Origin of the sequence: Actinoplanes sp. L3-i22, assembly GCF_019704555.1 — a bacterium.
GTDB lineage: Bacteria > Actinomycetota > Actinomycetes > Mycobacteriales > Micromonosporaceae > Actinoplanes.
Window position 1 is genome coordinate 555,650 of the sequence record NZ_AP024745.1, and the last position, 26,192, is coordinate 581,841.

The following is a 26,192-nucleotide window of genomic DNA, read 5'->3' on the forward strand; positions in this document are numbered from 1 at the left end:
CGCCGAAGCCGGCCAGCGCCATCAGGCGCATGGTCCTTTGCATGGTCATTCCCTTCGTTTTCCCCCGAATACCAAATGCCTCCTTACCGTGACAGAACGGACCTAACCTACCTAACACCTGATCTCATACTTTTAGGTTCACCTACGGATCCGAACCGACGAGGGCGGGTTTCCGCAGGTGACGGCCGAGGGGACGGCGCGCGGCGCGCCGAAGATCGACCCGTATGTTGTGTCGCGTCCCAATGCAGCAGGACGTGAACGGGGTGTTCAGATGGGCTATTCGGGGGAGCTCCTGGTCGCGCGCAGCGCGCAGCCGCTGGCCGGGTCACCGGCGATCGGGGAGACGGCGGTGCTGTTCGAGAAGGAGCTCGGCGGCGGCTGGCGGTACGCGCAGCTGGACGGCGGCGCGAGCGACGCGCTGGCCGAGTTGGTCCGGCTGACCGGCGCGCCCGCGCTGTCGGCCTTCGTGATCGACAGCGACGCGGCGCTGGTCGAGGCGGCCAGTCCGGCGGGGGTGAGCTGGGCGGCTCACGTGCACCCGGAGCGCGCGGCCGAGATGGGCGCGCCGGCGCTGGGGCTCGGCCCGGCGGAGATCGTCGAGCGGGCGGTGGCCTGGGCGGCGGAGGCCGGGCTGACCGCGGACGCCGGTGCGGTGGCGGCGGTGCTCGCCTCGGCCAACACGTTCGCCGAGGAGACGTTCGAGGAGCTGCTCGACGCGCTCGGCATAACGGCGTAGCCGGGCTGAACGACGTACCGAAAAAGAATTGAGCGGTGGCAGGCCGGAGAGGCCTGCCACCGCTCGGTTAAAAAGAAGAGGATCAGGCGGCCGGCAGCAGCTCCCGGTCCTCCTCGCGCGGGGCGGCGGCGAGGTGCCGGGCGAGCCCCTCGCCCTCCACGTCGACGTTCGGCAGCAGCCGGTCCAGCCAGGCCGGCAGCCACCACGCCGAGCGTCCCATCAGCGACAACACCGCCGGCACGATGGTCATCCGGACCAGGAAGGCGTCGACCGCGACGCCGAACGCGAGGGCGAAGCCGAGCGATTTGATGATCGTGTCGTCGGCCAGGATGAAGCCGGCGAAGACGCTCATCATGATCAGCGCGGCGGCGGTGACGACCCGCGCGCCGTGCCGCATGCCGGAGATGATCGCGTCGTTCGGGGCGGCGCCGTGCACGAACTCCTCCCGGGTGCGGGTGACGAGGAAGACCTCGTAGTCCATCGCGAGTCCGAAAAGGATCCCGATCAGGAAGATCGGCATGATGCTGACCAGTGGCCCGGTGGACTCGACGCCGAACAGGCCGGCCAGGTGACCTTCCTGGAACACCCAGGTCAGCGCGCCGAACGCGGCGACGACGCTGAGCAGGAAGCCGATCGTCGCCTTCAGCGGCACCAACAGGCTCCGGAAGACCAGGGTCAAAAGCACAAAGGCAAGACCGACAACGATTGCGAGGTACGGAATCAGCGCCGCGGTCAGCTTGTCGGAGACGTCGATGTTGACGGCCGTCGTGCCGGTCACCGCCACCGGCAGCGGCAGTGCCCGGATCGCCTTGACCAGGTCCTTGGTCGCCTCGCTGGTCGGCGCGCTCTTCGGGATGACGGTCAGCATCGCGGTGTCGCCGGCCTGGTCCACGACCGGCTCGGTGACCAGCACGACGTCGGTCAGCTTGGCGATCGCCTGCTTGGCCGCACCGAAGGAATCGGACGAGCCGGTCGCGACCACGATCAGCGGCCCGTTGAAGCCCGCGCCGAAGCCGGCGGCGAGCTGGTCGTACGCCTTGCGCTGGGTGGACGTGACCGACGCGGTGCTGTCGTCGGGCAGGGCGAGCTTCAGGTGGAAGACCGGGACGGCGGCGGTGACGATCAGGCCGAGCGCGACGACCAGCGCGACCCAGCGGTAGCGCAGCACGTTGCGGGCCCAGCGCTCGCCGAACGGGACGGCGCTGCTCGGCTTGACCTTCTTCGGCATGACCCGGCGGCCGGCGAAGCCGAGGACGGCCGGGACGAAGGTCAGCGTGATCACCACGGCGCCGGTGACCGTGCCGGCGGCGGCCAGGCCCATCGCGGTCAGGAACGGGATGCCGGTGACGCTCAGCGCGGCGAGGGCGATCACCACGGTCAGGCCGGCGAAGACGACGGCCGAGCCGGCGGTCCCGGCGGCGCGGCCGGCCGCCTCCTCGCCGTCGTGGCCGAGGGCCAGCTCGTGCCGGAACCGGGAGACCAGGAAGAGCGCGTAGTCGATGCCGACGGCCAGGCCGAGCATGGTGGCCAGCGCGGAGGTGGACGAGGACAGGTCGAAGAACCCGGTGGCGATCTGGATGCCGCCCATCCCGAGGCCGACCCCGATCATGGCGGTGAGCAGCGGCAGGCCGGCCGCGATCAGCGAGCCGAACGTGATCACCAGGACCAGCGCGGCGATCACGATGCCGATCGCCTCGCTGGAGTGGCCGCCGTCGGCGGCCTGGGTGGACTCGCCGGAGTACTCGACGCCGAGGCCGGCCGACTCCGCGGTGTCCCCGGCGGCGAAGAGCGCGGCCCGTCCCGCGTCGGTGACCTCGGTGACGCCGACCGAGTAGGTGACCGTGGCGTACGCGGTCCGCGCGTCCGACGAGATCGTCTTGGCGGTGAACGGGTCGGCGACCGCGGCGACCTGTGGCACCTTGGCGAGCGCGGCGACGGCGGCCTCGACCGCGGACTTCTCGGTAGCGCCGGTGAGCGTGCCGCCGCCCGGCGCGGTGAAGACGACCTTGGCGGTGGCGTTCTCCGAGCCGTCGCCGAACTTCGCCGCGAGCACCTCCATGGCCCGCTGCGACTCGGTCCCCGGGATCGAGAACGCGCCGGTGGTCGGCCCGGAGAGGGTGGCGGCGCCGACGCCGATGAGGGCCAGGGCCACCAACCAGACGGCCAGCGTCAGGCGTCGTCGTCGGTAGGAGAGCCGGCCGAGCCGGTACAGCAGGGTCGCCACGAATGCTCCTTGTGCGGTGAGACGGTCGAATCACGTGATCGGCCGTCTTTGCCCGGTCCTGAGAACCGGGATAAATCACCCACGTTGTGTCGTGTGCGTTCCGTCGCGACGCAGACGTTTCGTTACGCGTTGTATAGACAGCCAACAGGTAACAATCCGTAGTGGACGGACCGATGCTCAACCGTGACCACGGTGGTCGGTCGTTAAGGACTGATTCGACCATGTCCTTTGTGGGTCCAACCCCTTTCTGTTACCTGGAAGAGAAGAGATCGTCACCGAACCTACCTACGCTCCGGCGCACTCACTTCCATAAGGGGACCTGTTTCAATGCGTCCATATCTACGCAGCGTGAGTGCCGCTGCGAGCCCGCAGGCTCTTCGGGCCCTCGGTGCCGCGGCTCTCGCGACCGCGCTGGGACTGGGCTTCTCCGTGCCGGCGTTCGCGGCCGAGGCCCAGATCCCGTTCATCAGCGAGATCCACTACGACAACGCCGGCACCGACAGCGGTGAGGCGATCGAGGTTCAGGCTCCGGTCGACTTCGATCTGACCGGCTGGCAGATCGTCCTGTACAACGGCAACGGCAACGCGGCGTACGACACCAAGACGCTCACCGGCGTGGTGCCGGCGGCCGGTGTGGTCGTCCAGACGTACCCGGCCAACGGCATCCAGAACGGCAACCCGGACGGCGTCGCCCTGGTCAAGCCGGACGGCACGGTTTCCGAGTTCCTCAGCTACGGCGGCGTGATGACCGGGGCCAGTGGCCCGGCCGCCGGTCAGACCAGCACCGACATCGGCGTGACCGAGGTCGCCGTGCCGGTCGGCCAGTCGCTGCAGAAGATCGACGGCACCTGGCAGGCCGCGGCCGCGAACTCGTTCGGCGCGGTCAACAAGGCCGCCGGCGGTGGCACCGACCCGGAGGAGCCGAGCACCGGCTGCACCACCGCGGTCACCAACACCATCGCCGAGGTGCAGGGCACCGGCGCGGCGTCCCCGCTGGCCGGCCAGCAGGTCACCGTCGAGGGCGTCGTCACCGCGGACCACCGCACCGGCGGCTTCAACGGCTTCTACATCCAGACCGCGGGCGCGAGCCACACCGCCGCCGAGGGGGTCGCGTCCGACGCGATCTTCGTCTACGGCACCGCGGCCACCCTGCCGGACGTCAAGATCGGCGACCAGGTCCGGGTGACCGGCACGATCACCGAGTTCAACACGTTCACCGAGCTCACCCTCGCGGCCAAGACCGACACCCAGGTCTGCGCGCACGACGTGACGGTCCCGACCGCCTCCCCGCTGACCCTGCCGGGCAGCGACGCGGTCCGCGAGTCCGTCGAGGGCATGCTGGTCTCCCCGACCGGCGCCTACACCGTGTCCGACCCGTACTACCTGACCACCTACGGCGAGGCCGTCCTCACCGCCGGGGACAAGGTCGCCAAGGTTCCGACCGACGTGGCGAAGGCCGGCAGCGACGAGGCGGTGGCGCTCAAGGCCGCCAACCGCGCGAGCCGCATCCTGCTCGACGACGGCCGGACCACCACGCTGTCCTCGGCCGGCATCGCGCCGCCGTACATCAGCAAGGACCAGCCGATCCGGGCCGGCGACAAGATCGCCTCCTTCGGCCCGGTGGTGCTCGACTACTCCTACGGCGACTGGCTGCTCGAGCCGACCACCGTGGTGACCGCCGAGACCCCGGCCGCGAACCGGACCACCTTCAGCGCGGCCAACCCGCGGACCACGGCTCCCGTGGCCGTCGGCGGCGACCTCAAGGTGGCCAGCTTCAACGTCCTGAACTACTTCGTCCACTTCGGTGGCGACGCCCGCGGTGCCGCCGACGCGGCCGCGCTGGCCAAGCAGCAGGCGAAGATCGTCTCGGCGATCACCTCGCTGGACGCCGACGTCGTCGCGCTGATGGAGATCGAGAACTCGGTCAAGTTCGACGCGAACGACCCGCAGCTGGCGCTGAAGACCCTGGTCGGCGCGCTGAACGAGCACGACGGCGCGGGCACCTGGGACTACGTCCGCTCGCCCGCCGAGCTGCCGGCCGCGTCCGCGCAGGACGTCATCACCACCGCGATCATCTACAAGCCGGCCAAGGCGACGCCGAAGGGCGCCTCCCGGTCGATCAACGACGAGACCGTCTGGTCGAACGCGCGGGAGCCGATCGCGCAGACGTTCACCAGCGGCAGCATCGACTTCACCGTGGTGGCCAACCACCTGAAGTCGAAGAGCGCCTCGGTCGCGCCGAGCGGTGACAACGTGGACGCCGGGGACGGGCAGGGCCCGTACAACGGTGACCGCAAGCGTCAGGCCGCCTCGGTCGTCGACTTCGTCAAGGGTGTGGAGAAGGACAGCGGCACCGACAAGGTGATCCTGCTGGGTGACTTCAACTCCTACACCCAGGAGGACCCGATGCAGGTCCTCTACAACGCCGGCTACACCGACGTGCACAGCACCAAGGCGCCCGGCAAGAACTCGTACGTCTTCGGCGGCGAGTCCGGTTCGCTGGACCACGCGCTGACCACGCCGACGCTGACCGACCGGGTCACCGGCGTCGACATCTGGAACATCAACTCGGTCGAGTCGTACGCGTTCCAGTACGACGGCTACGCGCCGTTCTTCAACGCCGACCCGTACCGGGCCAGCGACCACGACCCGGTCGTGATCGGCCTGGACACCAGCGCGCCGAAGCCGGTCGACCTGCAGCTGCTGAGCATCAACGACTTCCACGGCCGGCTCGAGGCCCCGTCCGCCGGTGTCGGCGGCGCGGCCCAGCTCGTCGGGCTGGTCAACAAGCTGCGCGCGGAGAACCCGAACACGCTGTGGAGCTCGGCCGGTGACAACGTCGGCGCGTCGACCTTCATCTCGTCGATCGCCAACGACGACCCGACCCTGGACGCCCTGAACGCGGGCGGCCTGAACGTCTCCTCGGTGGGTAACCACGAGTTCGACAAGGGCGTCAACGACCTGCTGACCCACCTGGACACCAAGGCCAACTTCCCGTACCTGGCCGCGAACGTCTACCAGGACGGCAAGCGGATCCTGCCCGGCTACTCGGTGCAGACCGTGGGCGGCGTGCGGGTCGGCTACATCGGTGTGGTCACGCTGCAGACCCCGGCGATGGTCAGCCCGGACGGCGTCAAGGGCATCGAGTTCCACGACCCGGTGGCCGAGGCGAACACCCTGGCCGCCGAGCTCTCCGACGGCGACGAGTCGAACGGCGAGGCCGACGTGGTGGTCGTGCTGGCCCACGAGGGCGCCGCGACCGAGAACATCACCTCGGCCGAGGCGCTGCAGAACGACCCGGTCTTCGGGGCGTTCACCAAGCTCAGCCCGAACGTCGACGCGATCCTGAGTGGACACACCCACCAGCCGTACGCGTTCGAGATCCCGATCCCCGGCACCGACAAGACCCGTCCGGTGATCCAGGCCGAGGACTACGGCGTCAAGCTGGGCCGAGCCACCCTCAAGTACGACCCGGTCACCAAGTCCGTGATCAGCTCGACCGCGGAACTGATCCCGGTCACCGGCTACACCCCGGACCCGGCCGTCGCCGACATCGTGACCGCCGCCAAGACCAACTCGGCCGAGCTCGGCAAGAAGGTCCTGGGCAGCATCACGACCGACATCAAGCGGGCGTACTCGGCGACCGGTGCCGAGGACCGCGGCTCCGAGTCGGTGATGGGCAACTTCATCGCCGACGTGCAGCTCGACCAGACCAGCGACGCCGGTCGGGGCGGGGCGCAGATCGCCTTCATGAACCCGGGTGGCCTGCGTACCGACCTGCTGGTCGGCGACGACGGGGTGATCACCTACTCGGAGGCGTACTCGGTTCAGCCGTTCGCCAACGACATGGTCACCCAGACCCTCACCGGTGCGCAGATCAAGCAGGTCCTCGAGGAGCAGTGGCAGCCGGCCGGCGCGTCCCGCCCGATCCTGCACCTGGGCGTGTCGAAGGGCCTGACCTACGAGTACGACCCGGCCGCCGCGACCGGTTCGCACATCGTCGCGTCGACGCTGAAGTTGAACGGGACGGTCATCGACCCGGCCACTTCGTACCGCGTCTCGTCGAACTCGTTCCTCGCCGCGGGTGGCGACAACTTCCTCACCCTGGGCAAGGGCACGAACAAGATCACCACCGGTGACAACGACCTGACCATGCTGGTCAACTTCTTCGCCAAGTACACGCCGATCACCGCGGACACCACGTTCCGCAGCAAGGTGTACGTGCCGGCCCCGTCCGACACCACCGCGCCGACCGGCACCTACTCGGTGGACGCGACAAGCATCTGGACCGGTCAGTCGGTCACGCTGACCCAGAAGGCGCTCGCCGACGACGTCAGCCCGGCCACCGAGATCACCCAGGTGGTCAACTGGGGCGACGGCAGCGCGCCGGAGACCCTGGCCGCCGGCGCCACGACGGCGACCCACAAGTACGCCACGGCCGGCACGTTCGCGGTCACCGTGACGATCACCGACAAGGCCGGCAACGCGGCCGCGGCGATCACCGCCGGCAGCGTGACGGCGGCCGCGCAGACCGGCAAGTACAGCCTGGACCGCGTCTCGATCTACGCCACCCAGGCCGTCACCCTCAAGGTGAGCGGCGTGAACGGCACCTCGGTCAAGGTCGCCTGGGGTGACGGTTACACCACCACGGCGTCGGTGAACATGCCGGTGTCGCACACGTACAAGAAGACCGGCACGTTCTCGGTCAAGGTCACCCCGGTGAACGGCGTCGGCGCCGGCACCACCGTGACCGTCGGCTCGGTCAAGGTCAGCAAGGACGCCTGGGCGCCCAAGGTGACCCTGAAGGTGCCGAGCGGCGCGAACCGGGCGTCGTCCTGGTCGAAGGTGACCGGTAAGGCCACCGACGTCGGCACCGGCGTCCGCACGGTTCGGGTCAAGCTGACCGAGCAGCGCGGCAAGTCCTGGTACTACTACAGCCACGGCAAGTGGACCAAGGCGTCCTCGCGGACGTCCGCCCTGGCCAAGGCCGAGGTGTTGAACGCGTCGCTGAGCGGGAGCACCTGGAGCGTCCGGATCTCCGGCGTGAAGAAGGGCAGCCTGCGGATCAGCTACTGGGGAGTGGACAAGGCCGGCAACACGTCGGCCGCCAAGGTCTACTTCCGGACGATCACGCGGTAACACCTGATGGACCGGGAGGCCCTCGTCGCGATCTGCGCGGCGGGGGCCTTTCCGCTGTTCCGGGCGGGCTGCGGGCGTACCGTAAGCGGATTTTGATCTTGATTTTCAGGCGAACGCGGCCAGGCACCGCTTGAGGAACGCGGCCAGTGCCGGACTTGTCCGCTCCGGCCAGACCAGGGCGAGCAGCGCCGGGATCCCGATGCCGTCGATCGGCACGGCGACCAGGTCGGGATGCGCGGCCGCCATCGACTCGCTGAGGACCGCGACCCCGAGGCCGCGGCGGGCCAGGCCGGCGACGGTGTCCGGCGAGGTGGCGACGAGCGCGACCTCCGGTCGCAAGCCGGAATCCGCCACCCCGGCCTGGTCGAGCACGTCCCGGATGCCGGTCCCTTGCGGCAGACAGACGATTTGGTACGACCGGAGCCCCGCGACCGTGACCCGGCCGCGCCCCGCGAGCTCGCTGCCGGGAGCGGTCAGCGCCACCAGCCGCTCGCTCACGATCACCTGCGACGCGAGGTGTTCCGGCGGCGCCCCGGCCAGCCCCGCCAGCGCCACGTCGAACGCGCCGGCGCGCACGCCCGCGACCAGGTGGTCCGAGTTCGCCTCGGCCAGCTCCAGCTCGATGCCGGGATGGTCGCGGTGGAAGGCGGCGAGCGCGTCGAAGAGTGGCGCGACCTCGCAGCCGATCACCATGCCGATCGTCAGCCGGCCCCGGATCAGCCCCTTGACGTCGTCGATCGCGTCCCGCAGGTCGAGCGTCGAGTCGAGGGCGGCCCGGGCGTGGCGCAGCGCGACCGCACCGGCGTCGGTGAGCCGCGCGGTCCGGCCGCTGCGGTCGAAAAGCTCCGCGCCGAGCTCGTGCTCCAGCGCCTTGACCTGCGCACTCACCCCGGACTGGGTGATGTGCACCCGCTCCGCGGCGCGGGTGAAGCTGCCGGTCTCGGCGACCGCGACGAAGTACTCCAGCTGCCGCAGATCCATGAGTAGAAATTGTAGTAGCCAGAAGAACCATCTGTTGGACTTGTGGATCGGGTAGGGGCAGGGTGAAGTCATGAGCGAACGCGAGAAGGCACAGCAGCCCGAAGACCTGACCCGCCTCTTCGTCGAGCGCGCCAACGCGAAGGATGCCGAGGGCCTCGCCCTGCTGTACGAGGAGGACGCCGTGATGGCCTACCCGCCCGGCAGCCAGACCGTCGGGCGCGCGGCGATCCAGCAGCTCTGGGCCGAGCTGCTGCCGAGGATGCCCCGCTTCGAGCCCGAGCCGCCGCTGCCCACGCTGATCAGCGGCGACCTGGCCCTCACCGCGACGCCGCCGAGAGACGGGGCCGGGGCGAGGGCGCAGGTGGTCCGCCGGCAGCCGGACGGAACCTGGCTGCGGGTGCTCGATCAGCCGGAGTTCGCCCGGCCCTGAGCTGCTCCTACAAGGCCAGGCGCTGGCCGACCGTCAGCCGGTTCGGGCTGCCCAGGCGGCTCGCGTTGGCGCGGTAAAGGGCCTTCCAGCCGCCCTTGACGCGGTAGCGCGTGGCGATGGCGGAAAGGGTGTCGCCGCGCTTCACGACGTAGGTGCCGGTCGTCCTCAGCGGCGAGTCGTAGGAGGCCAGGCGGTAGGGGTTCACCGCGGCGGTGGTCCGCGCCTTGGTGAGCCCGCGACGCCCGCAGGTGGGCCAGGCACCGATGCCCTGGTTCCGCAGGACCCGTTCGGCGACCGTGATCTGCTCGCTCTTGGAGGCCACGTTGGCGGTCGAGCCGTACTTCCCGCCCCCGTGCGCACGCCACGTGGACCGGCTGAACTGCAACCCGCCGTAATAGCCGTTGCCGGTGTTGATCCGCCAGTTGCCGCCGGACTCGCACCGGGCCACGGCGTCCCAGTTCACGTCCGGGGCGGCGCTGGCGGGTGTGGCTTCGACCGCCAGCATGCCGACCGCACCGGCGAGACCGGCGACCATGATGCCGAGCGCGCGTTTCAGGGCGCGCGGAGACTGGGCTCGCCGGGAGACCGCACGACGAACCCGCTTGTTCAGGTGAAGCATGAAGTTTTTCCCTCCACGCCTGCGAGGTGAGCTGTCGGGTTCGGGCCGAGGAGCCCGGCCGCCGTCAGGCGGCTTCACCCCGAGGCGCGCTCAACGTGAGCGCGCCGGAGAACTTGTGGGTCCCCCGCTCCATGCCTGTGTGTTGTTGACCGTGACCAGCAGGCAGGACTCGGCGTTCCGGCCACGGTGTCCGCAATTGCGGACTGCCGACGGTAGCCACCACCTCTCCGGACTGACCACGCCCGGAAGCGGGGCTGGTGACTTTGTTCTCACAAATTAGCCGCTTTGATCTTCCTTTGTGTGAATAACAACCCGAGTTCTTCAGTGGCGGCGCCGGTTGCCACCTACGTGGTCAACCGTGCGGGGGAACGCCGTTTGTGACCGGACACGCAAGAGTGGGTGCGCGGTTCGGCGTGCCTGGGCCCCGTCTCGCCGAACCGGTCATCCTCCGCATGACGGCTCATCACCGCTTTGTTGTCTGATGTGGGCGCGACCCGGGTGCGCGGGCCACGAGGACGCGCAGTTCGCGCGGATTGTGCATGAATTGGGCTCTGATGGGTGTCGTCCCTTGTCGGCTGCCGCGTCCCGGAGAACGATGGGCGGCATCCAGCCGACCTGAGCCGACGAGCCAGAGACCGACCAACCAAAGGTCGTCACATGGAGCATCCCGCGTACGTCGTAGTCACCGCGGAGGGCACGGTTCGTCTGGTACTCGCAGGATCACTGGTCCTGGTGCGCCACGCCGACGTGCTGACGCATCTGGAACAGGCGTTGAAGGCCGAGCCGAGCACGCACGTGGCCGTCGACCTGACCGAAGTCACCTCAATGGACTCCTCCGGAGTCGCTCTGCTGCTGCTCGTGCGCCGGTGCGCGCGGCGCGCGGCCAAGACGTTCCACGTGGCCGGCACTCCCCCCGAGGTGCTGAGACACCTCCATCTGGCCGGCCTGACCGTGTTCCTCGGCCTGCGCCCGCCGGACGACGCCCGCCTTTCACGCACCGGCGGCCCGGCCCCGCCGGAGTTCGCCACCTCGGGCGGGCGCGCCGCGCCGCTCGCCGAGGTCCTCGACGAGGCGTTCGGCGGCGACAACATGGGACACATCCGGCGGCAGCTGTCCGGCTACGCCGACGGCCTGGCGATGTCCGGGCAGGAGCGCTACAACCTGCTGCTCGCGGCAACCGAGATCATGACCAACGCGGTACGTTACGGCGGCGGCTCGGGCCACATCACCGCTGCCGGACGCGGCAACCTGCTGTTCCTCAGCATCAGCGACAGCGGCCGCGGCATTCCCCGCCGCTACCGCGGCGAACGCCCCCGCCCGCGCCCCGGCCACATCGGCCTCTACGGCCTGTGGCTGGTGGGCCAGATCTGCCAGCGGGTCGACATCGACACCGGCCCCGGCGGCACCAGGGTTCAGCTGACCTTCGCGGTCGCGACCGGGTGACCGTCCGGCACACCGCCATGAACGGCAACCAGCACGACGACGACGCGCCCGTCGAGGCCGGCGGTGCGGCCTGCCCCGACCGGGGACGGGATCTGCTCATCGCGGCGTACCGGACGCTGGGCCGGTCACTGAACCTCGACCGCACCGCCGCTGCCGCCGTCCGCCTCGCCCTCCCCGAGCTGGCCCGGGTGGCGGTGCTCGTCCTCGCCGTCGACCGGCAGGAGGCGCGGTGGTGGGCGGCAGGTCAGGAGAGCGCGCCGGCCCCGAAACCGGATCAGGACAACACGGTCGCTCAGGCCGACCTGCCCGGCTGGATCCAGGCAACCCTCACCGACTCCGGCGGCGCCCGGGTCCGGCCCATCCCGCCCGGCCGATGGGCCCTGCCCGACGGCGCCGAGCACCAGGGTCACGGCGTGATCGTCCGGGTGACGTACTCCTACCAGGGCCGGGGCGCGCTGCTGCTGTTGCGCGACCCCGATCAGGCGACCTTCACCGAGGCCGGCCGATCGGTCGCGGCCGAGTTCGGGACCGCGGTCAATCGCGCGGTGACGGCGGCCGTGCTCTACCGCGAGCAGGCCGAGGTCGCCGAGACTCTGCGCACGGCGCTGCTGCCCGCGCCGATACCCGACGTCGCCGGTCTCGAGCTGGCGTCCGTGTACCGGCCGGCCCGCGAGGCGCTGCGCATCGGTGGCGACATCGTGCACGCCGAGCCGCGCACCGAGGGCGGCGTGTTCTGCGTCCTGGGCGACGTCTGCGGCAAGGGCGTCGAGGCGGCGGTGGCCGGCAACCGGCTACGACAGTCGCTCCAGGTGCTGCGCCGGATCAACGGACAACCCCTGGACATGCTGAACCTGCTGAACGCGGCGACCTTCGACCCGCACTCCACCGAGGCGACGCAGTTCGCCACCCTGATCGTCGGCGTCGTCGAGGCGCTGCCGCACGGGGGTGCCCGGCTGCGACTGGCCGCCGGCGGCCACCCGCCACCACTGGTCGTGCGGCAGACCGGAACCGTGGACCCGGTACCCATCGGCGGCATGATGCTCGGCGTCGAACACCCGGCGACGTTCGCCGAGGCGACGATCCAGCTCGCCCCGGAAGAGGCCTGCGTGCTCTACACCGACGGGGTCGTCGACGCCGAGGGCGGCCCGTACGGCGAGCCGTTCGGCCTGCGCCGTCTCGTCACCCTGCTGGGCGAGTACACCGGCATGCCGGCCGCCCTGGTGACCGAGCGGATCGGGCAGCGGACCGGCGACTGGCTGGGCCGAAGCGATCACGACGACATCGCGGCCCTGGTCATCCGGGCCACCCCGGCGAAACGAAACCACCGCCGCCATGATCGACCCGTTGTTACCGATGAGTTTCCTAAGGTGCGGTCCGGGGTGCACAATCACCGATCATGAGCGATCGTTCACGTGATTTCGAGGTGGTCATCTACGGCGCCACCGGCTTCGTCGGTGTGCTGGTGGCGCGCTATCTCGCCGGGCACGCGCCGGCCGGCACCCGGATCGCGCTGGCCGGGCGCTCAGCGGCGAAACTGGCGGCGGTGAAGTCCCGGCTGAACGTGGACTGGCCGATTCTGATCGCCGACGCGGCCGACCCGGACGCGCTGGCCACGCTGGCCGGGCGCACCCGCGTGGTGATCACCACGGTCGGGCCGTACGCGAAGTTCGGCCTTCCGCTCGTGCACGCCTGCGCCGCGGCCGGCACCGACTACGTCGACCTGACCGGTGAGGTGCTGTTCGCCCGGGACAGCATCGACCAGAACCACGAGCTCGCGCGCGGCACCGGTGCGCGGATCGTGCACTCGTGCGGCTTCGACTCCATCCCGTCCGACCTCGGCGTGCACGTCCTGCACCAGCTGATCGCCGCGGACGGCGCGGGCGAGCTGACCGACACCACGCTCGTCGTCACCAGCCTGCGCGGCGGGATCAGCGGCGGCACCATCGACTCGATGCGCAACCAGGTGGACGTGATGAAGCGGGAGCCGGCGCTGCGGCGGGTGGCCGGAAGCCCGTACTCGCTGAGCCCGGACCGCCAGGCCGAGCCGAAGGTGGGCCGGCAGAGCGACCTGGACACGTTCCCGGCCTCCGAAGTGGACCCGAAGCTGCGCGGCCGGCTCGCGCCGTTCGTGATGGCGTCCTACAACACCCGGGTGGTCCGGCGCAGCAACGCGTTGCGCTCCTGGGCGTACGGGCGGACCTTCAAGTACCGCGAGGCGATGAGCGTCGGCGCGTCACCGCTGTCCCCGGTGATCGCGATCGGGACGAAGCTGGGCCTGGGCGCGCTGTTCGCCGGGCTCGCGGTGCCGCCCACCCGCTTCCTGCTGGACCGGATCCTGCCGAAACCGGGCACCGGGCCGAGCGAGAAGTCGCAGCAGGAGGGCCACTTCACCATGGACATCTTCACGACGACGACGTCCGGCGCGCGGTACACCGCCCGGGTGCGGGCCAAGGGCGACCCGGGCTACGCGGCGACCTCGGTGATGCTCGGCGAGTCCGCGCTGGCCCTGGCGCTGGACCGGGCGGCGCTGCCGCCGTCCGAGGGCGGCGTCCTGACCCCGGCCACCGCCATCGGCGACGCGCTGGTCAGCCGCCTCCGGTCCGCCGGCCTCGAGATCACCGCCCGCCGACTCTGACCCCGGCCGCTTTTGCTCACGGTCGCTGTTCCGCCCAAGGCCGCTGCTCCTCACGGAGATCAAGGGCCGCTTTCGGTACGACCGTGAGCGCCGGCCGGCAAGGCTCGGGTCAGACCGGGCGCCGGGCGATCAGCTCGAACACGTGCCAGTGCTTGGGACCGCTGAAGGCCGGGCCGATCTCGTCCTGCTCGTGCCAGTGCTCGATGGTCAGGCCGTCGGCCAGCGCCCGCGCCCCGGCGGCGGTCAGGAACGTCATCCACGGCGTGGCGGACCAGGCGTCGTGGACGCCGAAGACGTCGACGGCGACCCGGCCGCCCGGGCGCAGTGCCGCGCGGATCAGGGTCCACACGCGATCGAAGGACGCGGGCTCCTGGAACGGCAGGGCGTAGCCGGCGTAGATCAGGTCGGCCGGCGGGAGCTCGGTGATCTGCTCGAAGCCGAGCAGGTGGGCGGTCAGCGCCGGGTGGCCGCGGTCGGCGGCGACCAGCATCGTCGGGTCGCTGTCGTAGGCGACGACCCGCCAGCCGTCGTCGAGCAGGGCGCGGGTCTCGCGGCCGGCGCCGCAACCCAGGTCGACGGCCGTCCGACCGGCGCCCCGGCCGGCCAGGTCCATCGCTCGGCGGCAGGTCTCACGGACAGGGCGGTCGGCCTGCTCGGCGTTGTAGGTCGCCCAGTGCCCGTCGGTGGTGGCGGGCAGGATCCGGCTGCCGGGAGCGGTCGCTGGCGTGGCCGGGCCGGCGGGCGGGATCGGCGGGGTGGGGCGGGATGGGGGCGTACCCGGGAAGTTGGACATGGAGCAAATGCTGCCGTGCGCGACAAGCTGGGGTGAAGGGTGCCTGAAGGGCGCCCTGGATGAAATCGGTAATCCGACGGATCGGCGGTCAAGAATCGTCTGCTGTGACCTGTCGAATCGCCACTAGCCGCATACGGGTCTTTCTGGGCAGGATCTGGGGGTGACCGCCCGCCCGCTGCCGCACCCGCTGAGGTTGGCGGGCAATGGCGTCGTGCTGCGCGAATGGACGCCCGACGATCTGGAAGATCTCGTGGCAATGCTGGACGAGCCGGACATCGCGCGCTGGACGCCGATGCCGTCCCCGTTCGACGTCGAGGCGGGGCTGGCCTATCTGAAACGGGCCCGGCAGGGGCGGCTGACCGGGCGGCGGATCCAGCTCGCGATCACCACGGACGGGTTCACCCCGCTGGGTGAGGTGCTGCTGTTCGGGGTCGAGCCGGCCCTGGGCGAGGCCGAGCTGGGCTATCTGGTCGGGGCGGCCCATCGGCGGCGCGGGCTGGCGTCGGCCGCGTTGTCGCTGCTCACCGAGTATGCCTGCGGCACGCTGCGGTTGAGCCGGCTGCTGCTGCGGATCGACCCGGGCAACTCGGCGAGCACCGCGGTGGCCCGCCGGTGCGGCTACCGGCTGACCGGCGAGCCGCCGATCCCACAGGAGGGGCCGTACGGCCCGACCAGCCTCGACACCTGGGAGTACGTGGACGGCCTGCCCGGCGCGCGCCGCGAACGCCTGAGAAATGTCGCAGCCCGGCGGTACGGTCGTCGCACCTGACCGACCGGGAGGTGGGCGAATGATCAACGTGGATCGCACCCAGGTGATGGCCTTCCGCCTGGCCGCCCTCGGGCTCGCCGAGCGCGGCGACGCGCGGCCGGCCGACCTGCCGGTGCTCGACCTGGGCGTGCAGGAGTACACCCCGGGCTCGACCAGCGTCGCGCTGGCCGCGCGGACCAGTGCCGACCTGGAGGATGACCGCCTGGTCACGGTCTGGGCGGCGCGCGGGGCGCCGCAGCTGCACCGGCTGGGCGACGTCGCGGCGCTGAGCGAGCGGCTCTGGCCGGTCAGCGACGCCGACGCGAGCGCGCGGATCAAGAGCGGCGCGATCCCGCAGGCGGCGCGGCTCGGGGTCGCGGCGCTGCGGGCCACGGCGGAGGCGTTCCGCGAGGTGGTGCGCGAGCCGATGCCGCGCGGCGCGGCGAGCACCGGGGTCAGCGCGCTGGTGCCGCGCGAGCTGACCTTCGACTGCAAGGCCTGCCGGGCCCGGCACATCTCCGGGACGGTCTGGCAGCAGGCCGGGCTGGCCGGCGGCGTGCGGGTGCTGTCCCGGGGGCGGGACGCGATGCTCGGGCCGCTGGACACCGGCCCGATCCCGGCCGCCAATCGGGGCATCGCCGAGCTGATCGCGACCTACCTGCGGTTCCTCGGTCCGGCCGGGCCCGCGGAGGTCGCGAAATACCTGCTCAGCACTACTGCGGAGATTCGTGCGGTCTGGCCCGCCGAGCTGGTCGAGTTGCGGGTCGACGGGCGTAAGGCGTGGCTGCCGGCCGACCGGGTGGGCGCGCTGGAGTCGGCTGCCACGCCGACGCGGGCCCGGCTCCTGCCGGCGATGGATCCGCTGCTCCAGGGGCGGGATCGGGACGTTCTCGTGCCGGAGCGGGAGCGGCACAAAGAGGTGTGGCGGGTGCTCGGCAATCCCGGGGTGGTGCTGCTCGACGGGGAGATCGCCGGGGTGTGGCGTCCGCGGCTGTCCGGGAAGAAGCGGGTGGACCTGACGGTGACCGCCTTCGGGCCGCTCACGGCCGCCCGGCGCGAGCGGATCGAGGCCGAGGCGGCGCAGGTGGCCCGGGCCCGCGGGGTCCCGTCCGCCACCACGACCTTCGAGTGACCAGGCCGCTTCCGCCGCCCGTGTTTGTCGCACCCGGCTGCGGGCGCGGCGTGTGGCGTCTCGACGGCTGCGCGCGGGGCGTGTGGCGTGCTGGGTTGGGCTGCGGGTGCGGGCCCGGGGTGTTTGGGGTCGTGGGGTGATGCGGCAGGCTGGGCTTTGGTGGCCGCTACGGTGTTCGGGTGAGCACGATCGGGTTCCTGCATACCGCTGAGGTGCACGTGGCGACGTTCCGTGCGCTGGTCGCCGAGCTGGCGCCGGGGTGGCGGGACGAGCATGTGGTCGACCCGAGCCTGCTCGCCGACGCGCGGGCCGGGATTCCGGTCGAGGAACGGGTCCGGGCGCGGCTGGGGGAGCTGGCCGGGGCCGACGTGATCGTCTGCACCTGCTCGACGATCGGGCCGGAGGCGGAACGCGCCGGGGTGGTTCGCGGGGACCGGCCGATGGCGCGGGCCGCGGTCGCCATCGGCGGGCGGATCGCGGTGGCCTACGCGGTGGAGTCCACGCTGGAGCCGACGACCGCTTTGCTGCTGGAGGAGGATCCCGGGGCGGATCTGGTGCCGGTGCCGTGCTTGGCGGCCTGGTCGTACTTCGAGGCCGGGGAGCTGGGCCGCTACCACGAGGCGATCGCGGCCCAGCTGCGTGACGTGGCGGCCGACGTGATCGTGCTGGCCCAGCCGAGCATGGCCCCGGCCGCCGCCCTGCTACCCGGCCGTCTGGTGCTGTCCAGCCCCCGAGCCGCCGTCCTCGCCGCCCTCCAGCACCCCTGACCGCGAGCCGCCGCGTTCTAGTACTCCTGACCGCGAGGCGAGGCGTTCCAGTACTCCTGACCGCGAGGCGCCGCGCTCGGACGCCGCGCCGACACTGGTCCTGGTCCTGGTCCTGGTCCTGGTCCTGGTCCTGGTCCTGGGACTGGGACTCGGCCCGGGCTGAGGTTGGTTCCGGGCTGGCCTGGGCCTGGGTTGTGCTGCGCCCGAGCCGCGCCGAGCCGGGCCGGGCCGAGCCAGGCCGAGCCTAGCCGGGCCAGGCCGGGCCGAGCCGAGCCGGGCCGGGCCGGGCCGAGCCGAGCCGGGTGGGGTGGGGGCGGGCGGGCTGGGCTGGGTGGGGCTGAGTGTGAGCGAGCCCGCGCCGTGCCGGGCGCGGGCTCGATCGGAGGAGGCCGGTCTCAGGGAGTGCGGAACTTGCGCAGGCGGTAGAACGCGCCGGCCGCGGTGACGAGGCTCCAGGCGGCGACGGTGACGGCGGCGATCCACCAGCCGACCGCACCGAGGACGATCGCGGCGACGGCTATCGCGGCGGCGACGAAGAACAGGGCTAACGGGGGCCGGGGGGCCGGAACACTGAAGTTCCCGCCGCCCATCCGGGCGCAGAAGTCGGGGTCGTCGCGCCGGAGCTGGCGCTCCAGCTGTGCCAGCCGTCGGCTGTCCTCTTTGCTGAGCATGTTTTGCTACCTTCCGGTCGCCGCGCCGGTGAAGCAAGGATCGAGGGTCGGCTATCCCGATCAAAGCCCATTGTTACCTCTGAGTTGCTTCCGTGATACGTCTGCGTGTGCCGAATTTTTCGCCCGAACTACCTGTGGACCCGATCGACGCGCCCAGCGGGGGATATGACCGGAAAGGTGTTCGGCACCCGGTACAACGGCTTTGCCGTGTTTCGATGACGGTGCGAACCGTCCGAATGCCGTCCCACGGATCGAGCCGATCAGGTCAGATGGCGAGAGAAACGACTGGTCACGGGGCTGCGAAAAACGCGGCGCCCGAGTTATCGGGCGCCGCGCAGTTGATGTTCCGAATCGAAGGATCGAAGACAGTGCGAGGGGGATCAGGCGCGCTCCCGGGAACCGCGGAACACCCAGATGCGCATCAGCAGGAAGCGGACCGCGGTCGCGATCAGGTTGGCCAGCACCAGGATCGACAATTCGACCATCCGGGACGGCTGGGTGGCGGCCGCGTCCAGCAGGGCGAGCGAGCCACTGGTCAGCGCCAGGCCGATGCCGAACACCACGAGCCCCTGCGCCTGGTGCCGGAGCGCGCCGTCCGTGCCGCTCACGCCGAAGGTCAGCCGCCGGTTCGCCGCGGTGTTCGCCACCGCCGTGACCAGGAGCGCGATCAGGTTCGCCGCCTGCGGGCCGACACCGACCCGGAGCAGGGCGTAGAGCGCCAGGTACGCCAGCGTGCTGGCCACGCCCACCCCGGCGAAGCGGATCAGCTGCCCGGTCAGGCCGGTCGGCACGCCCTCGACCGGCAGCGGGTTGCGCCCGAGCTGTTCGCGGAGCGTCGCGATCGGGAGCTTTCCGCTGCTCAGCGCGCGGGTGATCCGGACGATGCCCTTCAGGTCCGCCATCGCGGTCGAGACGATGTCGACCCGGCTGTCCGGGTCGTCCACCCAGTCCACCGGCACCTCGTGGATGCGCAGGCCGGCCCGCTCGGCCAGGACCAGCATCTCGGTGTCGAAGAACCAGCCGGTGTCCTCCACCATCGGCAGGAGCCGGCGGGCCACATCGGACCGGATCGCCTTGAAGCCACACTGCGCGTCGGAGAAGCGGGCGGCCATCGTCGTACGCAAAATCAGGTTGTAACTGCGGGAGATGAACTCGCGCTTGGCACCTCGGACGACGCGTGAGCCGCGGGCCAGCCGGGAACCGATCGCGAGGTCGGAGTGGCCCGAGATCAGCGGCGCGACCAGCGGCAACAGCGCGCCCAGATCGGTCGAGAGGTCGACGTCCATGTAGGCGAGGATCGCCGCGTCGGAGTGCGTCCAGACGTGGTTGAGCGCCCGGCCGCGGCCCTTCTGCGTCAGGTGCACCGCTTCGACCTCGGGAAACTCTGCCTTGAGACGCTGCGCCACGGCCGCGGTGCCGTCGATGCTCGCGTTGTCCGCGATGGTGACCCGGAACCGGTAGGGAAAATGCGCGGCGAGGTACGCGTGCAACCGCCGGACGCAGGGCTCGAGGTCGACCTCCTCGTTGTAGACCGGCACGACCACGTCGAGCACCGGTGCGGTGACGCGGGCCGAACCGGCGTCCTGCGAGGGCAGCGTCGAAAGGCTCATGGGAACAATTTCCGTCCCGCGTCTTTGCGCGCTGTATAAGAAGGCTGTGGGCCAACTGTGAGTTGTTGAGCCTTTCTGTCCGCTTTGTATCAGGGATGTTTCGGACCATTCGGTACGACGAAAGCGGGCGGCCCCGGAAGGGAGCCGCCCGCGTGGGTCGGATGTGGAGGGTGGTCAGCTCGCGGTGAGGTCGTACACCGTGGTGCTGCCGACGGTCGTCGCGGTGAAGTTCTCGGTCACCCAGGCGGAGATCTGGCTGCTGTCGCTGCTGCCCGAGCTGCCACCGCCGCCGATCCCGCTGCCGCCGATGAAGTAGTGGATCTTCCCGGCCGCCACGTACTCCTGGAACTGGGCGAGCGTCGGGGACGGGTCGGTGCCGTTGAAGCCGCCGACCGCCATCACCGGTTTCTCGGTGGCGAGCTGGTAGCCCGAGGCGTTCTGCGAACCGATCGCCGCGGCGACCCAGGTGTACTTGCCGGCGTCCTGCTCCAGCAGGGCCTTCATCTCGGTGCTGACCGTCGCGGCGTTGAGCAGGCCGCCCATTCCGCCGCCGCCCATGCCTCGGCCGCCACGGGCGCCGTCACCCTGCGTACCGTCGCCCTGGGTGTTTCCGCCCTGGGTGTTGGTGTTGTTGCCACCCGGGGCCTGGCCGCCGCCGAAGTTTCCGCCACCGGGGAAACCGCCGCCGTTCTGACCGCCGCCCGGGAATCCGCCGCCGTTCTGGCCGCCACCGGGGAAGCCGCCCCCGCCGCCGCGGTTGCCGCCACCGCGACCGCCGCCCGGACCGCCCATGCCGCCGCTCGACGGGCCGGCCGTCGGGATCGACCCGGTGTGCGGCTGGGACGCGGTCTGCACCGCGTACGCCGCCGGCCCGGCCAGCGCCGTGATCAGCGCGATCACCCCGCCGACCAGGGCGATCCGCCGGCCCAGCCGGAACGAGGCGACCACCGCGACCGCCGCCACGATGCCGACGATCAGGACCGGCAGGCGCAGCCAGGGCAGGAAGTCCGAACTGCGGCCCAGCAGCGTGTACGACCACCAGGCGGTGACCGCGATCGTCGCGCCCAGGGTCAGCGCCGCGAAGATGTTCGCCCGGTGCTTCCAGAGCAGGGTCACGCCCATGCCGACCACCGCGCCGACCGCCGGGGCGAGCGCCACCGTGTAGTACGCGTGGAAGATGCCCTGCATGAAGCTGAAGATCAACCCGGTGATCAGCAGCCACGAGCCCCACAGCACGAGGCCGGCGCGCTGCAGGTCGGTGCGGGCCCGGCGGGCCGTGATCACCAGACCGGCGGCCAGCACGATCAGCGCGGCCGGCAGCAGCCAGGAGATCTGACCGCCCTGCGAGGAGTCGAACATCCGGCTCCAGCCGGTCTCGCCCCACATCCCGCCGCCGGCGCCACCGCCACCGCCGCCTCCGACGCTGCCGGTCTCCTCACCGTTGAGCCGGCCCAGGCCGTTGTAGCCGAGGGCGAGCTCGAGCAGGCTGTTGTTCTGCGAACCGCCGATGTACGGCCGGGCGGACGCCGGCACCAGCTCGACGATCGCGATGTACCAGCCGGCCGAGACGATCAGGGCGCCGAGCGAGAGCAGCAGCTGCCAGACGCGTTTGAGTAGCTTGGGCGGGCCGGCGATCAGGTACGCCAGGCCGTACGCCGGGACCACCAGCAGCGCCTGGAGCATCTTGGTGAGGAAGCCGAAGCCGACGAACACCCCGGCGAGCACGAGCCACTTGGTGGAGCCGCTCTCCACGGCGCGCAGCGTGGCGTACGCCCCGGCCACCATCAGCAGCACGAGCAGGGCGTCCGGGTTGTTGAAGCGGAACATCAGCACGGCGACCGGGGTGAGCGCGGTGACCGTGCCGGCGATCAGGCCGGCCGCCGGGCCGAAGCCGCGTCGCACGGTGGCGTAGAGCAGGCCGGTGCTGGCCACGCCGAGCAGCGCCTGCGGGACCAGGATGCTCCAGGTGCTGAGGCCGAACATGCGTACCGAGATCGCCATGATCCACAGCGAGGCCGGAGTCTTGTCGACGGTGATCGAGTTGGCCGCGTCGGACGAGCCGTAGAAGAACGCCTTCCAGCTCGCCGAGCCGGCCTGGACCGCGGCCGAGTAGAACGCGTTGGACCAGCCGGACGCGCCCAGGCCCCAGATGTAGAGGAACGCGGTGCCGATCAGCAGCGCGAACAGGGACGGGCGGATCCACGGGGCGTCGCTGCGGCCGAGGAGCCAGCGGGCGGCGCCGGTGCGGTCACGCGGTGGGGACGGCGTCTCGTCGACGACCGGCTCGCCCTCGACGACCGCTGCGGCGTCCGGCGGAGAGGTTGACGTAATCGAGGTCATCGGGCGAACTCCCAGAGAGCTGGTGGATTCGTACTCGATGAACTGTTTACGCGGGCCCTGTCGCATCCTTGTGCCGTGGCTGTGTGGTCCCTGTGAGTCCCGCCCGATGTCGGCGGGACCCACCAGAACCCCTGGTCAGAGCGTCCGGCGCTTGGCCGACGCGGCCGCCAGCCGCTCCAGCACCGCGACCGTGCCGTCCCAGCCCATGCACGCGTCGGTGACCGACTGGCCGTACGTCATCTCGGCGCCCAGCTCCTGGCGACCCGGCACCAGGAAACTCTCCAGCATCACGCCGCTGATCGCGTGCTGCCCGGCCTCCATCTGCCCGGCGATGTCCTCGGCCACCAGCGGCTGCCGGTTGTGGTCCTTGTTGCTGTTGCCGTGCGAGCAGTCGATCACCAGGCGCTCCGGCAGGCCGGCCTTGCGCAGCAGTGCGATCGACGCCTCGACGTCCGCGGCGCTGTAGTTCGGCTTGCCGCCGCCACCGCGCAGCACCAGGTGACAGTCCGGGTTGCCGGTGGTGTGCAGGATCGCCGGGGTGCCCGAGTAGTCGATCCCCGGGAAGACGTGCTGCGCCGCGGCGGCGTGGATCGCGTCGACCGCGGTGGAGACGCTGCCGTCCGGGCGGTTCTTCATGCCGATCGGCATCGACAGGCCGGACGAGAGCTGGCGGTGCACCTGCGACTCGACGGTCCGGGCGCCGATCGCACCCCAGGCCACGGTGTCCGCGATGTACTGCGGGGTGATCGGGTCGAGGAACTCGACGGCCACCGGCAGACCCCGGCCGACCACCTCGAGCAGCAGCTTGCGGGCGATCCGCAGGCCCTCGCCGACGTCACCGGTGCCGTCCAGGGCCGGGTCCATGATCAGACCCTTCCAGCCGACCGTGGAGCGCGGCTTCTCGAAGTACACCCGCATCACGATCAGCAGGTCGTCCTTGAGCCGCTCGGCCTCGACCTGCAGCCGGTCGGCGTACTCGGCGGCGGCGGCCGGGTCGTGCACCGAACACGGGCCGACCACGACCAGCAGGCGCTGATCTCGGCCGTTCAGCACGTCCTCGACCTGCTTGCGGCCGGCCAGCACGGTGTCGTGCAAATCGGTGGTCAGGGGCAGCTCGTGATGCAGCAGGGCCGGGCTCATCAGCGGCACGATCTTCTCGATCCGCTGGTCACGGACGCGCTGCACCTCGGGGGCGGTCATCGGTGATCTCTCTCCTTCAACCGGCCCTGGACGAGAGCCGGTTTGCTCGGGGCAAACAAAAAGGCAGCGACGTCGTCGCTGCCTCAGCCGGCTCTGGCGGGGTGTCTCAGGTCATGCGGTCATGGCCGAGGCACCGGCTTGAGCCGGCCTCGTAAACCAATAGAACGACCACGTCCGAGACACGCCCGCCAGCATAGCCCGATCAACCGACCCGTGGCAGATATGGCGTGTGATGTTCAGCTGATGGGACGACCTGCGAGGTCGCGGCCGGCAGCATCACGGTGAAGATGGTCTGCCCCGGCCGGCTCTGCACGCCGACCTTGCCGCGGTGCGACATCACCACCGCGTGCACGATCGACAGACCCAGGCCGGTGCTGCCGGCCGCGCGGGACCGCGAGCTGTCCCCGCGGGCGAACCGCTCGAAGATGTGCGGGACCAGATCGGCCTGGATGCCCTGACCGTTGTCGATCACCTGGAGCACGGCCGCGTTCGGCATCGTGCCGACCTTGACCGTGACGGTGGTGCCCTCCGGGGTGTGCGTGCGGGCGTTGGCCAGCAGATTCGCCAACACCTGGTGCAGCCGGGCGCCGTCGCCGATCACGGTGACCGGCTCGTCCGGCAGGTCCAGCTGCCAGTAGTGCCGGGGAGCGGTGGCGTGCGCGTCGCTGGTCGCGTCGACGGCCAGCATGGTCAGATCGACCGGGTCCTGCGCCAGCGGGCGGCCGGCGTCCAGCCGGGCGAGCAGCAGCAGGTCCTCGACCAGGGCGGTCATCCGCTTCGCCTCGGACTCGACCCGGCCCAGCACGTGGGCCAGCTCGTCCGGGACCGGCTGGCGGCTGCGCCGGCTCAGCTCGGCGTAGCCGCGGATCGCGGCCAGCGGCGTGCGCAGTTCGTGACTCGCGTCCGCGACGAACTGGCGGACCTGCATCTCGCTCGCGTGCCGCGACTCCAGCGCGCTGCCGATGTGGTCGAGCATCCGGTTCAGCGCGGCGCCGACCTGGCCGACCTCGGTGCGCGGGTCGGTGTCCTGCTCGGGCACTCGCTGCGCGAGTTGCACCTCGCCACGATCGAGGCGGAGCTCAGCGACGCGACTCGCGGTTGCGGCCACTCGGTCAAGAGGCTTGAGGGTACGGCGGACAATGAGCGCCCCACCCCACCCAGCGATCAGCAGCGACCCGAGGACGATGCAACCGGTGAAGCCCGCGACGGTAAGCAACGTCGAGTTCGTGCGCTCCAGCGATAGGCCGACGTAATAGACGTCGCCCTCCCTCCGGACGACCCGGACCATCAGGTACCGCGGCAGGTTGCTGCCGAGGTTGACGGTCACGACATCCCCGTTGGTGGGAACCTCGCTCAGGACGATTGCCTTGCCGGCCGCCGGAAGCTCGGCGATCTCCTGCGACGATTCGGTGAATTTCAGTACACCGCCGGACAGGGTGCCGTCGGATTCCTGCTCCAGCACGATGGTGTTGTCCGGGGTGCCGCCGGGTAGAGCGCTTTTGCTGTTCGTTCCGCTGGAGGAATTCGAGCCGCCCGGCCCACCCGGAGGGCTGCCGCCGAAATTCTTGGGCGCCTGGAATCCGATTCGCCGGGAGACGTCGGTGAGCTGGTCGACGTTCTGCTTGCGCAGCGAGTTGTACAGATAGAGCTCGGCGGTGCCGCCGACGACCAGGCCCAGGACCGCGAGCAGGGCGATCATGGTGGCGACCAGCCGGGTACGCAGCGGCCAGCCCGCCGGGCTGCGCCAGCGGGCGGGGCGGGGGTGGGCCTTGTCGGCAGCGCGCATGGTCAGTCGGCCGGCTTGAGTACGTAGCCGGCGCCGCGCATGGTGTGGATCATCGGCGCGCGGCCGGCGTCGATCTTCTTGCGCAGGTAAGAGATGTACAGCTCCACGACGTTCGCCTGCCCACCGAAGTCGTAGTTCCAAACCCGGTCCAGGATCTGCGGCTTGCTGAGCACCCGGCGCGGGTTGCGCATCAGGTAGCGCAGCAGCTCGAACTCGGTCGCGGTCAGCGTGATCAGGTCACCGCCCCGGCGGACCTCGTGCGAGTCCTCGTCCAGGGTCAGGTCGCCGACGACGAGCTGCGACTCGGTGCGCATCGGGGCGTGCCCCATCCGGCGCATCAGCCCGCGCAGCCGGGCCACCACCTCTTCCAGGCTGAACGGCTTGGTGACGTAGTCGTCGCCACCGGCGGTGAGGCCGGTGATCCGGTCCTCCACCGAGTCCTTCGCGGTCAGGAACAGCACCGGCACCTCGGGCGACTCGCCGCGCAGTCGGCGCAGCACCTCCAGCCCGTCGATGTCCGGGAGCATCATGTCCAGGATGACGGCGTCGGGCCGGAAGTCCCGGGCCGTCCGCACCGCGCTGAGCCCGTCGCCGGCGCTCTTGACCTCCCAGCCCTCGTAGCGCAGCGCCATCGAGAGCAACTCGGCCAGCGTCGGCTCGTCGTCCACCACGAGTACGCGAACCGGGGTGCCGTCGGGCCGCCGGAGTTCGGTGCTGGAGTCTGCGTTCGCCATCGTCATGTCCCCAACTGTGGTCGGCGACGCTCGGCGTCGGCTTTCCGTTTCCTGTGTAGCAGCTGTGGAAGTGCCCTATAGGAGAGAGGTGTCGTCTTGGTTTTCGGCACGGGCGGCTTCCGGTTCAAGCGTTAGCGGCATTTCTCCGTACGCAATAAGCAGTTTTGTTGGGTTTTGTCGGGAACCTGGGAGGGGTGGAACACT

Annotated in this window: 19 protein-coding genes and 1 riboswitch; of the genes, 9 read left to right on the top strand and 10 right to left on the bottom strand. The window is 70.7% G+C overall.

Going from position 1 to position 26,192, the window contains the following annotated elements:
• The first annotated feature begins 271 nt into the window (after positions 1–271).
• Positions 272–736, top strand: coding sequence for a hypothetical protein (locus tag L3i22_RS02590; RefSeq protein WP_221325408.1), 465 nt, complete (start codon positions 272–274; stop codon positions 734–736).
• A gap of 82 nt (positions 737–818) precedes the next feature.
• Here the strand turns inward: L3i22_RS02590 and L3i22_RS02595 are convergent, their stop codons facing one another.
• Positions 819–2,960: an MMPL family transporter gene (locus L3i22_RS02595; RefSeq protein WP_221325409.1), complete on the bottom strand. Its 2,142-nt coding sequence runs from the start codon at positions 2,958–2,960 to the stop codon at positions 819–821.
• 348 nt (positions 2,961–3,308) lie between these two features.
• On the opposite strand from L3i22_RS02595, the gene L3i22_RS02600 reads away from it, so the two are divergent.
• The gene (locus L3i22_RS02600) at positions 3,309–8,099 is read left to right on the top strand and encodes an ExeM/NucH family extracellular endonuclease (protein WP_255657901.1); all 4,791 of its coding nucleotides are present in this window, start codon (positions 3,309–3,311) and stop codon (positions 8,097–8,099) included.
• A 105-nt stretch (positions 8,100–8,204) separates the two neighbouring features.
• Here L3i22_RS02600 and L3i22_RS02605 read toward each other — a convergent pair whose 3' ends face one another.
• Positions 8,205–9,080: a LysR family transcriptional regulator gene (locus tag L3i22_RS02605; RefSeq protein WP_221325411.1), complete on the bottom strand. Its 876-nt coding sequence runs from the start codon at positions 9,078–9,080 to the stop codon at positions 8,205–8,207.
• A gap of 70 nt (positions 9,081–9,150) precedes the next feature.
• Here L3i22_RS02605 and L3i22_RS02610 point away from each other — a divergent pair, with 70 nt between their 5' ends.
• Entirely contained in the window at positions 9,151–9,510 is a 360-nt protein-coding gene (locus tag L3i22_RS02610) for a nuclear transport factor 2 family protein (protein WP_221325412.1), read from the top strand.
• A gap of 7 nt (positions 9,511–9,517) precedes the next feature.
• Here L3i22_RS02610 and L3i22_RS02615 read toward each other — a convergent pair whose 3' ends face one another.
• A complete protein-coding gene (locus L3i22_RS02615) occupies positions 9,518–10,129 on the bottom strand; it encodes a transglycosylase family protein (protein ID WP_221325413.1) in 612 nt (203 codons plus the stop codon).
• Between the two features lies 1 nt (position 10,130).
• Positions 10,131–10,314: riboswitch (cyclic di-AMP (ydaO/yuaA leader) on the bottom strand.
• Positions 10,315–10,786: 472 nt separating this feature from the next.
• On the opposite strand from L3i22_RS02615, the gene L3i22_RS02620 reads away from it, so the two are divergent.
• From L3i22_RS02620 to L3i22_RS02630, 3 genes are read left to right on the top strand one after another with little or no spacing between them, the layout of a single operon-like run.
• Positions 10,787–11,572 carry an STAS domain-containing protein gene (locus tag L3i22_RS02620; protein WP_221325414.1) on the top strand — a complete coding sequence of 262 codons (786 nt, stop codon included), beginning with the start codon at positions 10,787–10,789 and terminating at the stop codon, positions 11,570–11,572.
• The gene (locus L3i22_RS02625; RefSeq protein ID WP_221325415.1) at positions 11,569–12,972 is read left to right on the top strand and encodes a PP2C family protein-serine/threonine phosphatase; all 1,404 of its coding nucleotides are present in this window, start codon (positions 11,569–11,571) and stop codon (positions 12,970–12,972) included. The genes L3i22_RS02620 and L3i22_RS02625 overlap by 4 nt, the downstream gene beginning before the upstream one ends.
• Positions 12,969–14,207: a trans-acting enoyl reductase family protein gene (locus L3i22_RS02630; protein WP_221325416.1), complete on the top strand. Its 1,239-nt coding sequence runs from the start codon at positions 12,969–12,971 to the stop codon at positions 14,205–14,207. The genes L3i22_RS02625 and L3i22_RS02630 overlap by 4 nt, the downstream gene beginning before the upstream one ends.
• A gap of 109 nt (positions 14,208–14,316) precedes the next feature.
• On the opposite strand, the gene L3i22_RS02635 is transcribed toward L3i22_RS02630, so the two are convergent.
• Positions 14,317–15,000 carry a trans-aconitate 2-methyltransferase gene (locus L3i22_RS02635; RefSeq protein ID WP_221325417.1) on the bottom strand — a complete coding sequence of 228 codons (684 nt, stop codon included), beginning with the start codon at positions 14,998–15,000 and terminating at the stop codon, positions 14,317–14,319.
• 160 nt (positions 15,001–15,160) lie between these two features.
• On the opposite strand from L3i22_RS02635, the gene L3i22_RS02640 reads away from it, so the two are divergent.
• The 3 genes from L3i22_RS02640 (at position 15,161) to L3i22_RS02650 (ending at position 17,647) form a co-directional block, all read left to right on the top strand.
• A complete protein-coding gene (locus L3i22_RS02640) occupies positions 15,161–15,769 on the top strand; it encodes a GNAT family N-acetyltransferase (RefSeq protein WP_221325418.1) in 609 nt (202 codons plus the stop codon).
• A gap of 19 nt (positions 15,770–15,788) precedes the next feature.
• Entirely contained in the window at positions 15,789–16,880 is a 1,092-nt protein-coding gene (locus L3i22_RS02645) for a DNA glycosylase AlkZ-like family protein (RefSeq protein WP_221325419.1), read from the top strand.
• A gap of 179 nt (positions 16,881–17,059) precedes the next feature.
• A complete protein-coding gene (locus tag L3i22_RS02650; protein ID WP_221325420.1) occupies positions 17,060–17,647 on the top strand; it encodes a hypothetical protein in 588 nt (195 codons plus the stop codon).
• A gap of 395 nt (positions 17,648–18,042) precedes the next feature.
• On the opposite strand, the gene L3i22_RS02655 is transcribed toward L3i22_RS02650, so the two are convergent.
• The 6 genes from L3i22_RS02655 to L3i22_RS02680 form a co-directional block, all read right to left on the bottom strand.
• The gene (locus L3i22_RS02655; RefSeq protein ID WP_221325421.1) at positions 18,043–18,318 is read right to left on the bottom strand and encodes a DUF3040 domain-containing protein; all 276 of its coding nucleotides are present in this window, start codon (positions 18,316–18,318) and stop codon (positions 18,043–18,045) included.
• Positions 18,319–18,698: 380 nt separating this feature from the next.
• Positions 18,699–19,928: a bifunctional glycosyltransferase family 2/GtrA family protein gene (locus tag L3i22_RS02660; protein ID WP_221325422.1), complete on the bottom strand. Its 1,230-nt coding sequence runs from the start codon at positions 19,926–19,928 to the stop codon at positions 18,699–18,701.
• A gap of 174 nt (positions 19,929–20,102) precedes the next feature.
• Entirely contained in the window at positions 20,103–22,268 is a 2,166-nt protein-coding gene (locus L3i22_RS02665; protein WP_221325423.1) for a glycosyltransferase family 39 protein, read from the bottom strand.
• A 135-nt stretch (positions 22,269–22,403) separates the two neighbouring features.
• The gene (locus tag L3i22_RS02670) at positions 22,404–23,468 is read right to left on the bottom strand and encodes a 3-deoxy-7-phosphoheptulonate synthase (RefSeq protein ID WP_221325424.1); all 1,065 of its coding nucleotides are present in this window, start codon (positions 23,466–23,468) and stop codon (positions 22,404–22,406) included.
• A 202-nt stretch (positions 23,469–23,670) separates the two neighbouring features.
• Positions 23,671–25,254 (bottom strand): ATP-binding protein, encoded by a 1,584-nt coding sequence (locus L3i22_RS02675; RefSeq protein WP_221325425.1) that lies wholly within the window; start codon positions 25,252–25,254, stop codon positions 23,671–23,673.
• 2 nt (positions 25,255–25,256) lie between these two features.
• Positions 25,257–25,994 (bottom strand): response regulator transcription factor, encoded by a 738-nt coding sequence (locus tag L3i22_RS02680; protein WP_221325426.1) that lies wholly within the window; start codon positions 25,992–25,994, stop codon positions 25,257–25,259.
• Positions 25,995–26,192: the final 198 nt, after the last annotated feature.

What these genes read in the sequence shown, in the direction of transcription:
- L3i22_RS02590 (WP_221325408.1), top strand. Translation starts at nt 272, where the DNA reads ATGGGCTATTCGGGGGAGCTCCTGGTCGCGCGCAGCGCGCAGCCGCTG.
- L3i22_RS02605 (WP_221325411.1), bottom strand. Translation starts at nt 9,080, where the DNA reads ATGGATCTGCGGCAGCTGGAGTACTTCGTCGCGGTCGCCGAGACCGGC.
- L3i22_RS02610 (WP_221325412.1), top strand. Translation starts at nt 9,151, where the DNA reads ATGAGCGAACGCGAGAAGGCACAGCAGCCCGAAGACCTGACCCGCCTC.
- L3i22_RS02615 (WP_221325413.1), bottom strand. Translation starts at nt 10,129, where the DNA reads ATGCTTCACCTGAACAAGCGGGTTCGTCGTGCGGTCTCCCGGCGAGCC.
- L3i22_RS02620 (WP_221325414.1), top strand. Translation starts at nt 10,787, where the DNA reads ATGGAGCATCCCGCGTACGTCGTAGTCACCGCGGAGGGCACGGTTCGT.
- L3i22_RS02630 (WP_221325416.1), top strand. Translation starts at nt 12,969, where the DNA reads ATGAGCGATCGTTCACGTGATTTCGAGGTGGTCATCTACGGCGCCACC.
- L3i22_RS02635 (WP_221325417.1), bottom strand. Translation starts at nt 15,000, where the DNA reads ATGTCCAACTTCCCGGGTACGCCCCCATCCCGCCCCACCCCGCCGATC.
- L3i22_RS02645 (WP_221325419.1), top strand. Translation starts at nt 15,789, where the DNA reads ATGATCAACGTGGATCGCACCCAGGTGATGGCCTTCCGCCTGGCCGCC.
- L3i22_RS02655 (WP_221325421.1), bottom strand. Translation starts at nt 18,318, where the DNA reads ATGCTCAGCAAAGAGGACAGCCGACGGCTGGCACAGCTGGAGCGCCAG.
- L3i22_RS02660 (WP_221325422.1), bottom strand. Translation starts at nt 19,928, where the DNA reads ATGAGCCTTTCGACGCTGCCCTCGCAGGACGCCGGTTCGGCCCGCGTC.
- L3i22_RS02665 (WP_221325423.1), bottom strand. Translation starts at nt 22,268, where the DNA reads ATGACCTCGATTACGTCAACCTCTCCGCCGGACGCCGCAGCGGTCGTC.
- L3i22_RS02670 (WP_221325424.1), bottom strand. Translation starts at nt 23,468, where the DNA reads ATGACCGCCCCCGAGGTGCAGCGCGTCCGTGACCAGCGGATCGAGAAG.
- L3i22_RS02675 (WP_221325425.1), bottom strand. Translation starts at nt 25,254, where the DNA reads ATGCGCGCTGCCGACAAGGCCCACCCCCGCCCCGCCCGCTGGCGCAGC.
- L3i22_RS02680 (WP_221325426.1), bottom strand. Translation starts at nt 25,994, where the DNA reads ATGACGATGGCGAACGCAGACTCCAGCACCGAACTCCGGCGGCCCGAC.